The following is a 12,506-nucleotide window of genomic DNA, read 5'->3' on the forward strand; positions in this document are numbered from 1 at the left end:
CGTCATCGCTAATGTTTGAATTTCTTAGCCAAAGATGTGGCGTGTTATGCAATCCGAAGACATGAAGAAGCCAATGGCTGCGAGATGGCTCGCCGAACGGGGTGTTGCCCCGCAACGGCGGCCACAGTCCAGGGCTATGTCTCGCGCAGAGCCCCGCGAAGCCGTGGACGCGCTGCCCGAGGACGGCGCGCCAGTTGCAGCCGAAACGAGGTCCACCCTCGACGCGCCACAGGGGGCGAATTCAGCACAGGACGCATTGCCTTCGGATAATCACACGACAGTACATTCCCCGAGCCACCTGAGCGCAAATGTGCCAATTATCGATCTGGCCACCATACTGCGAATTGTCTGGGATCATCGCAAGATGGTGGCGATAGCCGTTGTTGTCTGCGCGATCGCGCTTGGTGCTGCAACTCTGCTTCTTGGCAAGAAATACGGTGCGACAGCTGTCATCTATTTTGACCCAACTCAGATCCGGGTCACCGACGAAAACGACAAGAACTCTTCACCCTCCCCACAGGTCATATCCGCCATTATCGACAGTCAGAGCATGATCATCATGTCCGATAATGTCCTGTTGACGGTTGTCGATCAGCTGCATCTCGATAAAGACCCGGAATTTGCGCCTTCCAAGAGTGTTGAAGGCATGGATGACCGGCATCTTGCGGCCAGGACATTGCAATCCGCAATACTGGTGAAACGCGAGGACAACACCTATGTGACGAGCGTTAAAGTCATCTCATCCGATGCCGTTAAGGCGTCTACGATCGCCAACGCAGTGGTGTCGGCGTTCAAGGATGAGATGAATGCGATGGCTCTGGAGAAATACACGACTGCTAACTCCGCGCTTAGCTCGCGTTTGACAGAACTTGGCCAGGCGGCGCAACAGGTCGAGCGCGAGGTTGAGGACTACCGTTCTCAAAACGACCTCGTCGAGGCGGGCGGCGATCTGATCTCCGACAAACGTTTGACTTCATTGAACGAGCTTCTCGTTCAAGCTCAAAAAACCACGATCTCTGCCAAGGCAAAATATGACGCGGCCACGAGGGTCGACGTCAACGATATCGTTTCGGGTGCCATGGTCGATGACGTCGGCTCAAGAACACTGGGCGACCTGCGTAGTGAGTATTCCAAGCAATCCTCGATCGTTGAGAGCCTTGCAAGCAATCTGGGGGCGCGCCATCCTTCGCTGCTTGCTGCTCAAGCATCCCTCGATGCCATCAAGGGGCAGATCCGAAATGAATTGGGCCGTGTTGGCGCCAGTGCGAAGGATCAGTACCAACAGGCTTTGAACGCCGAAAATGCCATCAAGAAAGAACTGACGGTTCAAAAAGCGCTGCAGTCCACCAGTTCTCCGGAAACCGTCAAACTCAAGGAACTGGAGCGAAAAGCGACCGTCACCAGTGAAATCTATAGTACCGCCTTGAAGCGTGCGACGGAAATTCACGAAGAACAAAACCTGCTGCAAAGCAATATCAGAATTATCTCCGCAGCCGTTCCACCTCTCAAGGCCGACGGCCCCGGCAGGGTGGTGTTGATGATTGCCGGGCTTTTTGGCGGAAGCATTCTTGGATTGGGAATTGGAGCTTTGCTCGCCCTGTTCATCGAGTTTAGCGGGCTGATCGGTAAGCCGTTCAGCCGCACACAGCGCGCTGATCTGGATGGAACCGCATAAGCTGCTCCTCGTAACGCCTGCTGAAATATAAGAAGCGAGTTCGCTGTCATAATTTAACATTGACAGCGCTCGCCTACCCCACGATCATTTGTGTACGAACAAAGGGCGCAAAGACCCGGGGGACGACATGAATATATGGGCTCGGTCTGGCTGTCGGTCGGTCCATCCGATTGCGATTGCGCGGGGATGGTCTGTGATGCAAATGCGAATGCGGATATCGCTCGCGGACCTCGCATGAGCAATCATCAGATAGCGCTCACGGTGAATGGCAGACAATGCCCGCTTTCGGTCGCGCCGGAGACGCCGCTCCTGTTCGTTCTGCGCAACGATCTGGCGCTTAACGGACCCAAATACGGCTGTGGGCTTGGTGAATGCGGGGCCTGTTCGGTGCTCGTCAACGGCCGGGCTGTGCGCTCCTGTTCCGTCACCGTCGGTGCTTGTGAAAACCGCGATATCGTCACCCTTGAGGGACTTGCAAATGGAGATGTGCTTCACCCGGTGCAGCAGGCATTCGTTGAGAAGCAGGCTGCACAATGTGGATACTGTCTCAACGGGATGATCATGGCAATTGCCGGTCTATTGAACCGTATTCAGGCACCCGATGAGGCAGATATCAGGTCGGCGTTGAAGAATCATCTTTGCCGTTGCGGCACGCATATGGAAATTCTGGCGGCAGCCCGCCGCGCGGTCGAACTGTCCTGTCAAAGCGAAACGGGGGCGGCATGACGGCTCCACGTGAATTGCCGCTTGAGGCCTATCTGAATGCATCGGATACCCTTCTGGTCACGCGTTCTGGCCCAAATGGCAGCGAACTGTTTCTGGCCTTCCAAAGCGACGGTAACGTGATCGCTTTCAATGGCCATGTGGATCTTGGAACGGGAATTCGAACAGCGCTGGCTCAGATCGTCGCTGAAGAACTGGACGTGCCTTTTGAGCACGTCACCATGGTGCTTGGTACCACGACCGTGACCCCTGATCAGGGGCCGACGATTGCCAGCGAGACGATCCAGGTGGCAGCCATTCCTCTGCGTCAGGCGGCGGCGACTGCGCGACATTATCTTTTGCAATTGGCGGCGGGTCAGCACGGTGTTGATGTCTCTCAACTCTCCATAGTCAATGGCGTGATCAAGCCAATATCCCCGTCGAACTGGGCTCTCTCCTATGGCGAACTGGTTGCCGGATACCACAGGCGTATTGAGATCGATCCGGGAGCGCCGCTGAAAGCGGTTCAGTCCTACAGGCTGGTCGGGGCTGCGCAGCCACGAACCGATATTGCGGCAAAGGCCACGGGCCAATGGACCTATGTGCATGACGTGCGCGTGGCGGGCATGCTGCATGGTCGGGTCGTTCGGCCCCCTTATACCGGTTTCGACAGTGGGGACTTTGTCGGCACCAGCCTGATCGAGGTCGATCGCGAATCCGTGGACCACGTGCCCGGCATTGTGTCGATTGTGGTCGACGGTGATTTCATAGGGATTGTTGCCACTCGCGAGGAATTCGCAGCGCAGGCAGCGCGGGAATTGAAGGTCACATGGCGCGCCCTGCCCGTATTTGCCGATTTGAATGCACCTGAGGAGCCGCTTCGGTCCAATGCGTCGACACCACGTGTGCTGCGCGATCAAGGAGACGTAGATCGCGCATTGCAAGCGGCTTCTCCGTTGATGGAGCGAACCTATGTCTGGCCCTATCAGATGCATGGCTCCATCGGCCCATCCTGTGCGGTGGCGGAGTGGCGGCCGGATCAGCTCACTGTGTGGTCGGGCACGCAAAATCCATTCTGGATCAGGCGGGATCTTGCCTTGCTGCTAGGCATGCCGGAGGCGGCGATCCATGTCGAGCGCATGGAGGCGGCCGGCTGTTACGGTCGAAATTGTGCCGATGATGTGACTGCCGATGCAGCACTCCTGTCGCGTGCTGTTGGCAAGCCGGTGCGTGTTCAACTCACGCGTGAGCAGGAGCATGCCTGGGAGCCCAAGGGAGCTGCACAGGTGGTCGATGTCCGCGGTGGGCTGGATCTGGAAGGTGGACCGGCAGGCTATGATTTCGACACGCGCTATCCATCCAATCTGGCGCCAACGCTTGCTCTTCTTCTGACCGGGCGCGTGCCCAACACGCCGGACACGATGCAAATGGGTGATCGCACGGCGATCCCGCCTTACGGCTTTGGCGATATGCGCGTGACTGTGCATGACATGCCGCCGATTGCGCGGGCATCGTGGTTTCGTGGCGTTTCGGCGATGCCAAATTCCTTTGCCCATGAGAGCTTCATTGATGAATTGGCGGCGGCGGCGGGCGTAGACCCCGTGGAATACAGGCTGCGATACCTGACCGATACGCGCGCCGCTGAACTGGTACGGGCCGTCACTGAAAAAGCGGGGTGGAAACCGCGCACACGCACAGGAACCGAGGGCTCAGAAGGCGACCTGCTCTATGGTCGGGGCTTTGCTTATGCTGTCTATATTCATGGCCCATTTCCGGGAGTGCCCGCTGCATGGTCCGCCTGGGTGGCCGATGTCGCAGTCAACAGGAAGACTGGCGAGATTGCGGTCACGAAGATTACGGTCGGTCAGGATTCCGGCCTGATGATCAATCCCGATGGCGTGAAACATCAGATCCACGGCAATGTCATCCAGTCGCTCAGCCGCGTATTGAAGGAAAAAGTCGGTTTCGACGGCGCCAAGGTGGAGAGCGTCGAGTGGGGCGGATATCCCATCATGACTTTCCCGGAAGTGCCGGACATCGACGTGCTTATGGTGCCACGCCCGAATGATGACCCTCTGGGCGTTGGCGAGTCTGCCTCCGTGCCGAGTGCTGCGGCTATTGCCAATGCGGTCTATGATGCGACCGGCATCCGTTTTCGCGAACTGCCTTTGACGCCAGACCGCATTCTTGCGGCCCTTCGCGAACAGCGGGGCGAGTTGCTGGACGCTCCACACGAGCCGTCGCGTCGCAAAAAGGCCAAATGGTGGAAGTTGCCGGCGGCCTTGGCCGGCATCGCTGGCGCCATTGCTGGCGGCATTACCATCGCTTCACCCGTTCGCAGCGCCTTTGCACCCATATCTCGCCCGGATCCTGGTGTCTTCAGTGCTACTACCATCGAAAAAGGTCGGCTCGTTGCCGCTGCCGGTGCCTGTAATGTTTGCCATGTCAGTGCTGATGGTGAAGCGTTTGCCGGCGGACGGGCTTTCGATACAGAGTTTGGCACGGTGTATGCGACCAATATTACGCCGGACTCGACCCATGGCATCGGCGGTTGGTCCTATCCGGCATTCGAACGCGCCATGCGTCAAGGTGTATCCCGCGACGGGCATCACCTTTATCCCGTCCATCCCTACACCGCATTTGCAGGCGCCGAAGAGGCCGATCTGCAGGCGCTCTATGCCTTTCTGATGACGCAGGCACCGGCAGCTGGGCCGATTGCGAAGACGCAGCTGCGAGCGCCGTTTAACCTGCGTGGCCTTATGGCCGGCTGGAACAGCCTCTATCTCGATCCTCAGCCCTTTACCGTTCAATCGGACAAGACTGCCTCCTGGAACCGCGGGGCCTATCTGGTGGAGACACTGGGCCATTGTTCCGCCTGCCATAGCGATCGCAACGCTTTAGGCGCGGAAAAACGCGGTGCCTCGCACCTTGCTGGCGGTTACGCGGATGGCTGGACCGTACCATCGATCAACGGTGCCGGCGGCGGACCGATCGGGTGGACCCAAACCGCGTTGTTTGACTATCTTCGCACCGGTCACTCTGCCGACCATGGCAGTGCCGGCGGTCCGATGGCGGCGGTGGTCAAGTCCATGTCGGCTTTGCCGGATGAAGATATAGCAGCGATTGCCGCATATCTGACAAGCCGTGGCGACGTTCTAACTGTTGGCGATGTGACAGAGCAGAAAGAACGACTCCAGAGTGCGGTGACTGCGGCAAAGGCTAACGCGCTCGATCTGTCACCCAGTGGTGCACGTATGTTCGATGGCGCCTGTGCGTCATGTCACGAGGGCGGGTCGCCGCTTGCGAACTTTGCCTTCAATTCCAATGTTTCGAGTCCCAGGCCCGACAATGTCATCCAGGCGATTCTTCACGGAATGAATGCGCCGGCCGGGCTGACAGAACATGCGAGTGCAGAGGATCTGGAGATCATGTCGATGCCGGGCTTTTCCGGCAGTCTCAGCAACCGGCAGATCGCAGATCTTCTGATCTATATCAGGGCCCGGTTCGCTCCAGGTGCGCCGGCCTGGAGCGATCTTGCCGCCAACGTGCAGCGGATAAGGGAAGTGGCGCCTTAACGTACAGTGCGCAGATCAACGATGTCCGCGATATCATTTGTATGCAAGCGAACCTGTCGCCGGTGCCTGTGACCGCGATGGCCAACCTTACCCCACAGTTGGCGTTGAAAGCAGCCACAGCCCGAAGACGGTATAGAACACCATGACCATGGCCAGGAAAATCTGGCTCACGGTTGCGCGATGCGAATCACCGAAGTGGCGAAGCGCAATCATGTGCGCCAGCAAAATGCCGACACAGTGACCCGAAACGATGATCAGCGTTTGTACGATCCAGATGATCTGCACGCTGTCGATACTGGTGAGGAAGGATGCGGTTACATGCCAGTGAGCAGTGCCGAACAGGTCCCAGCCGAGGGCGAAGGGATCAGAGATAACGGCATAGAGATACTGGCTATTGATGAGTATCAGGGTGAGATAATGCGCAGCGTGAAATGCGATCGAAATCGGAACGATTGAATAGACCAGATGGCAGGACAGACGAAGGACAGCGGAAGGAGATCGCTCGCCTGCGGCCCATCCGCCGGCCATGACAGCTGCAAGATATAGAGACGCCAGAACCAATGGAGCCGCAATCAGACCAAAGCTGTTGGATAACGTGACGGCACTTCGACCCGGAAATTCCAGCGGGTTTACACCGACGGTAGCCAACCATGTGAAAGTCTCCGAGAAGCCGTCGAAGGAGGCTGTGCCGAGGGTCAGCAACAGAAATAATGCCCCGGAGATTGGTGGGCCCGCAACATCGAGGCATCGCTGGCCGGGCCATGAAAGATAAACCGTGTTGCCTTTTTTTTCCTCGTTCGCGGGCGCTGCCGAAAGCGGCGCGAGCATGCCGATCATGTGGAAATAGACAGAGAAGGGTTCTGCCCGCTTCGACCATTGCTTTTCGCCAAATATGACCATCGCGCAAAGTGTGAACAGCCAGTAGACGGAGACGACATAGGCGAGTTGCGATGGATCTTCCGGTGCGAGCGAGATCAATTCATACCAGGCAAAGAGCAGGAACAGGATGATCGCTGGTGCGTATCCGAGGCGCGCAGGCATGGTGATAATAGGCGTGATGCCGAGCGGACGTCCTGTCAATTTTCGCAATACTGCCAGCGGGCCTGTCCATGGGTTGAACCAAGGCCAGAGATTGCCGAAGACGGCCTGAAGCAGTGTGAAGCCCACCCAGAAGAACGTCCACACAAAGAGCGGAAGTGGGTTTTCCAGAGGGTCCGATGTCGAGACAATGCCGGTGGCTAGCAGCAGAAACAAAAGACCGGTGCTGACAATGCTGGTTGCCGCGGGCGGCGGGAAACGAAGGTCGGAGAATACGATTACCGCGTTCGTTGCACATTCAAACACGCGAGCCGGTATCAAGAGAAGAATAGCGAAAGATGCTGCAACGGCGATCGCCCCTCCTATCAGATAGTAATCTGTTGGAAGGAGCATGACGATCCCGCGCTCTGTGCCGTGGGCAAAGGCCTCACCGGATGTGAAGACGAAGTCGGCAAAGGCAAGTGTCGCGAGCAAGCCGAACGGGAGACGGCAGCGGCGATCTTTCATGACATGGTTCAATGATTTTCTGGTCAAGTGAATATCCGAAAAGCCGAATTGAAGATCTGTTGGACGCACATTTCTGGCGGCTCAATCGCTCAACATCGAGACGCCCGATGGCGCAAATGCTACACTGAAATAGAGTTCATTCGTATGCAAACATGATGCGTTTTTCTTCTCTGGCGGAAGTCGCAATTTCAGGCTGTCGAGGCTGGCTTCTTGTCAAGCTTCAAACATCGTGATTTGTTAGTAGACGAACGATCCGCCGCAACAGAATGTCGGACGTCATTTCCACTAAGAGGGGAAATTCAATGGCCAATAATATCATCAAGCCGAAATCCAGTCTCACCCGCCGCTCCACACTGCTTGGAATGGGAGCGGCAGCGGGTGCCGGTCTCGTATCCTCGGCTGCGCCCGGTTTCGTGCGCTATGCCCAGGCACAGACATCCGAGCCCATCAAGCTCGGTCTCGAACTGCATCGCACAGGTATCGGCGCATCTTACGGTCGCTGGTACGAACGTGTTGCGAATGCGGCGGTCAAGATTATCAACGACGAGGGTGGCATCAACGGGCGCCCGGTCGAGCTTATCGTCGAGGACGACGGCACCGATCCCAAGCGGGCCGCCGAAGTTGTCGAAAAGTTTGCGACCCAGCACAAGGTCGACCTTGTGTTCGGTACGCTGTTCTCGCATGTGGTCGTTGGCGCCGCGCCGCGCGCCGGCGAACTGAAAATGCCTTATCTTGTGGTTTCCGAAGGCACGCACGTCTCGTCCGGGAGCCTCAATCGTTACTGCTTTCAGCCAGGCATCTGCGACGTGCGCAGCCAGGTCATCTCCATGGCGCCTTGGATTACCCAGAACCTCGGCAAGAAGGTGACGATGATCTTCCCGGACTATGCGTTCGGTTACGATCACCGTGACAATCTCAGCTCTGCCATCAAGGCGCAGGGCGGTGAGATGCTGGAACTGATCGCCGTGCCGCCGACGGAGACGTCGTTCACCCGCTATCTGCCGCGCATCCCTTCGGACACGGACGTGCTTTACCATGTGATGGTCGGTCCGGCAGTTCTGACATTCGTCACCGAACTCGGACAGTTCTACGGATCGCAGCGTCCGGAAATCTTCGGATTCATCGATAGCATCGAAGCTGTGGATCTGGCGACCCCGCAGTTGAGCTTCCTTGAAGGCACGTATTTCTGGGAAGGTATGCCGCGCTACGCCCAGAAAGATCAGACCCAGTGGGACAAGATCTACCGCGAAGCCGTTGGTGTTGACGAAAACGGTGCCAGCGCCGCCGATCCGAAGGATATTTCCACTTACGCCCATATGTTTGGGGTGTGGGAGACGCTGTTCACGATCAAGCAGGCCATGGAGATGGCCGGCTATGCCGGTCCCGACGACAAGGCCAAGTTTATCGAGGCTCTGGAATCGATCGAAAAATTCGACGAGGGCCGCGATCATCCGCAGGGCGACAAGGTGTTCAATGGCAAGAACCACCAGTGCTACGGCCATCAGAACATCTCCAAGGTCGAAGACAGCAGGTTGAATGTTGTCCATCGCACGTCAATTGAAGACGGCATGTATGATGTGACGGCCGACTACACCAAGATGTCACTCTGATTGCTCGGCGTTACGGGGGCGTGCTCGCCCCCGTTTTCCATTGTGGCGGCTTTTTTGCTTCCAGATTCAACAGGTAACCTTCGGGCGCCGGGTCTTGCTTCCCGCGCTTCAGGAGCAAGGCTTTGGCATTCGGACCGTTTTTTTTGCTCGCGACACTGGAGGGCTTGCTTCAGGCAGCTGTCCTAACGCTTACAGCACTCGGCCTTTCACTGGTGTTCGGCGTTATGCGCATCGTCAATGTCGCCCATGGGGAGTTTTACATGCTGGGTGCAGTCGTCGCCTGGTGGGTCGCCTCAATGGTCGGATTGCATCCTGCGGTCGGCTTCTTTGCCGCCCTGATCATCAGTCCACTGATTGTCGGTGCGGTTGCATTTGCCAGTGAGCGACTGATCCTGAAGCGACTGGATTACAATCCGGAATCGACGATCGTTGCTACCATCGGTCTACTTTACATCATCCAGCAGACGGTCTTGTTGACGTATGGGCCTGATGCTCGTCCGGTTCCCGCCCCGTTCTATTACCGCATCCAGTTTCCGTGGTTTGGCTATTCTGGCTATAATCTATTTGTGATCGCTGCCGCCATCGCCTTGCTGTTGGTGGTCTGGTTCGTGCTTAGCCGCACCCGACTTGGTCTGATCATGCGGGCAACACAGTTTGACCGTGAAACGGCGCAAGCCTTCGGGATACCGATCGAGCGTGTTTACGCCTTCGTCTTCGCCGCTGGCGCAATGCTTGCGGCAATCGCTGCAGTGTTGATCGTGCCAATCCGTCAGGCACACTATCTGATGGGCCTCGATCCGCTGCTGCTTTCCTTCATCGTCGTCATCATTGGAGGGCTTGGCAGTCTGCGCGGTACGGTGGTCGCTGCTCTCTTGATTGGCTTGAGCGACGGCATCATTTCGGTATTCTTTTCCCCCACGCTTGCCAAGATGATTTCTACGCTGCTGGTGGCCTTGGTGCTGGTGTTCAAGCCGGAAGGTCTGTTTGGAGCAAAGGCACGATGAAGATGTCACTCTTCGGTCGCGTTCTGGCACTTCATGTCGGCGTCATTGCACTGCTTTTCGTGCTGCAATTCGTGCTGCCTGATTATCATCACCTGGCCATGACCCGTGTCATGCTGCTCGCGATCTATGCCATGGGCTACAATATGCTGTTCGGCTATACGGGGCTTTTGAGCCTTGGCCATGCCATGCTGTTTTCTGCGGGACTTTATGGTGCCGGCCTGACCGCCTACTACACCGACTGGGGTGTGCCCGTGGCGTTTCTGGTAGGGATTGGCTGTGGCTTTAGCCTGTCTTTGGTGATCGGTCTGGTGTCTCTCAGAACCACAGGCGTTGCCTTCATGATCGTGACCATGATGTTTTCCCAGGTAGCCTATCTGACAATCACCTATTTCACCGACTATACCCGCGGTGAAGAGGGGCTCACCATGCCGCAGGCGGCGCGCAGTTTCGATCTGGTCGGGTTGCATATCGATCTGACCGATGCCACGCAGCGCTATAATCTGGCGCTCATTCTTCTCTCTATTACGATGATCGTGATCTTCTCGGTCGTCAAAGGACCAATCGGGCGCGTGCTGATTGCAATCCGCGAAAATGAACCACGAACGGTGATGCTCGGCTACAATACATTCCGGCTGAAGCTGATCGCCCTTGTGATTTCAGGCACCATCTCTGCGATGGCTGGTGCCGCCTATGCGCTGTTGTTTGCCTATATCGGCGCGACCTTCGCCACTATCCAATATTCGATCGAGCCCTTGTTGTTCACGCTTCTGGGCGGGGCTGGCACTATTCTCGGACCGCTGCTCGGCACCGTCGCCATGTTCTACATGATCGATATCGCCAGCGAATATACGACAGCCTATCTGTTGGTGACCGGTGTTGCGCTGGTGCTGCTGGTTATCTACTTCCCCAAGGGCATCCTCGGAACCATCCGGGAAAGGTGGTTGCCATGGCTGCCATGACATTGCTCAGCACAAAAGGTCTCAGCCGCCACTTTGGTGGACTGAAGGCGGTGGAAAACGTCGATTTCGAAATCCGTGAGGGTGAGATCCGTGCGTTGATCGGACCCAATGGCGCTGGAAAGACGACGTTCGTTTCGCTGCTATCGGGGCGTATAGAGCCCACCGCCGGCAAGATCCAGTTTCAGGGCCGCGACATTACTGCTGATCCGGCCCACAAGCGTGTTCGCGAGGGCATTGCCTACACATTCCAGATCACCAGCATCTATCCGACGCTGTCAGTTTTTGAAAACGTGGCGTTATCTGTTCAAAGCGCGATGCGACGGGTGACAGAGGCTGGTCCAACTGACCGTCTAAACCTGCATGACAAGACGCTAGAAGCGCTAAGGCGCGTCGGACTTTCAGATCGTGTTGATGAGCTTGCAGGCACTATGGCCTATGGTCACCAACGCCTGCTGGAGGTGGCAATGGGACTGGCTCTTGAGCCGAAACTTCTCATTCTCGATGAACCGACGCAGGGTCTTTCCGATGGAGAAATCGAGAACTTCTGTGCTCTGGTGAGGGAGATTGCACACTCTGCGACGGTGCTTCTGATCGAGCATAACATGCCTGTTGTCATGCAGCTTGCACATACCATTACCGTTCTCAATCACGGTGAGATCCTGGCCAGCGGTTCGCCGGAGGATATCCGTGGCGACAAGGCTGTTCAGGCAGCTTATCTTGGAGCTGGCTGACATGCTGCAGATTTCCGATCTCGACGTTTATCACGGCAACAGTCAGACGCTCAAAGGCATGTCGCTTTCGGTTCACCCTGGGGAAGTCTTGTGTCTTCTTGGGCGTAATGGTGCCGGAAAGACGACGACACTTCGGGCCATCATGGGGCTTATTCCGGCGAGGGCCGGCAGCATCATGCTCGACGACAAGGAACTGACCGCACTTTCCCCACATGAGGTGCCAAGGCGCGGCATCGGTTATGTGCCACAGGGGCGTCGCCTGTTTTCAGAACTGACTGTCCGCGAGAACCTGGAAATAGGTCTGATGACGCGCAACAGTCCGCGTACGGTACTGGATGAGGCGCTTGTACTCTTTCCACGCCTGCAGGAGCGGATGCCCCAGGTTTCGGGAACGCTTTCCGGTGGCGAGCAGCAGATGCTGGCAACGGCGCGTGCCATGTGCGTCGATCCGTCCGTCATTCTGCTGGATGAACCGACAGAAGGACTGATGCCATCCATGATTGCGACAATACGCGAAGTGATCGTGGCCCTTAGAAGCCGCGGCAAGGCGATCCTTTTGGTAGAGCAACGCGTGGAGGCGGTTCTGTCGGTTGCTGATCGCGTGTGCTTCATGGAAAACGGTAAGGCGCAGGCCGTCGTGCCCGTTCAAGCGCTACGTGATGATCCGTCTTTGCTCGGACGCTATGTGGGAGTTGGCTAGCCTAT

At 56.9% G+C, this 12,506-nt stretch carries 9 protein-coding genes; 8 read left to right on the forward strand and 1 reads right to left on the reverse strand.

Annotation, left to right across the window (positions count from 1 at the left end; all coding sequences use genetic code 11):
• The first annotated feature begins 163 nt into the window (after positions 1 to 163).
• The 3 genes from ACQQ2Q_RS15645 to ACQQ2Q_RS15655 all read left to right on the forward strand — a co-directional run bounded on the left by ACQQ2Q_RS15645 (position 164) and on the right by ACQQ2Q_RS15655 (position 5,952).
• A complete protein-coding gene (locus ACQQ2Q_RS15645) occupies positions 164 to 1,675 on the forward strand; it encodes a GumC family protein (protein WP_428188045.1) in 1,512 nt (503 codons plus the stop codon).
• Positions 1,676 to 1,909: 234 nt separating this feature from the next.
• A complete protein-coding gene (locus ACQQ2Q_RS15650) occupies positions 1,910 to 2,401 on the forward strand; it encodes a (2Fe-2S)-binding protein (RefSeq protein ID WP_428188046.1) in 492 nt (163 codons plus the stop codon).
• Entirely contained in the window at positions 2,398 to 5,952 is a 3,555-nt protein-coding gene (locus ACQQ2Q_RS15655) for a molybdopterin cofactor-binding domain-containing protein (RefSeq protein WP_428188047.1), read from the forward strand. The genes ACQQ2Q_RS15650 and ACQQ2Q_RS15655 overlap by 4 nt, the downstream gene beginning before the upstream one ends.
• A gap of 87 nt (positions 5,953 to 6,039) precedes the next feature.
• Here ACQQ2Q_RS15655 and ACQQ2Q_RS15660 read toward each other — a convergent pair whose 3' ends face one another.
• Positions 6,040 to 7,497 (reverse strand): hypothetical protein, encoded by a 1,458-nt coding sequence (locus ACQQ2Q_RS15660; RefSeq protein ID WP_428188048.1) that lies wholly within the window; start codon positions 7,495 to 7,497, stop codon positions 6,040 to 6,042.
• A 302-nt stretch (positions 7,498 to 7,799) separates the two neighbouring features.
• Here ACQQ2Q_RS15660 and ACQQ2Q_RS15665 point away from each other — a divergent pair, with 302 nt between their 5' ends.
• The 5 genes from ACQQ2Q_RS15665 to ACQQ2Q_RS15685 all read left to right on the forward strand — a co-directional run bounded on the left by ACQQ2Q_RS15665 (position 7,800) and on the right by ACQQ2Q_RS15685 (position 12,501).
• Positions 7,800 to 9,107: an ABC transporter substrate-binding protein gene (locus ACQQ2Q_RS15665; RefSeq protein WP_428188049.1), complete on the forward strand. Its 1,308-nt coding sequence runs from the start codon at positions 7,800 to 7,802 to the stop codon at positions 9,105 to 9,107.
• A gap of 122 nt (positions 9,108 to 9,229) precedes the next feature.
• On the forward strand, positions 9,230 to 10,111 hold the full coding sequence (locus tag ACQQ2Q_RS15670; protein ID WP_428188050.1) for a branched-chain amino acid ABC transporter permease: 882 nt from the start codon (positions 9,230 to 9,232) through the stop codon (positions 10,109 to 10,111).
• The gene (locus ACQQ2Q_RS15675; RefSeq protein ID WP_428188051.1) at positions 10,108 to 11,070 is read left to right on the forward strand and encodes a branched-chain amino acid ABC transporter permease; all 963 of its coding nucleotides are present in this window, start codon (positions 10,108 to 10,110) and stop codon (positions 11,068 to 11,070) included. Before ACQQ2Q_RS15670 ends, ACQQ2Q_RS15675 begins: the two co-directional genes overlap by 4 nt.
• Positions 11,058 to 11,801, forward strand: a complete 744-nt coding sequence (locus ACQQ2Q_RS15680) for an ABC transporter ATP-binding protein (RefSeq protein WP_428188052.1) — start codon at positions 11,058 to 11,060, stop codon at positions 11,799 to 11,801. Before ACQQ2Q_RS15675 ends, ACQQ2Q_RS15680 begins: the two co-directional genes overlap by 13 nt.
• Position 11,802: 1 nt before the next feature.
• Positions 11,803 to 12,501: an ABC transporter ATP-binding protein gene (locus ACQQ2Q_RS15685; RefSeq protein ID WP_428188053.1), complete on the forward strand. Its 699-nt coding sequence runs from the start codon at positions 11,803 to 11,805 to the stop codon at positions 12,499 to 12,501.
• Positions 12,502 to 12,506 lie beyond the last annotated feature (5 nt).

Source organism: Agrobacterium sp. ES01 (genome assembly GCF_050320885.1).
Classification (GTDB): Bacteria; Pseudomonadota; Alphaproteobacteria; order Rhizobiales; family Rhizobiaceae; genus Allorhizobium.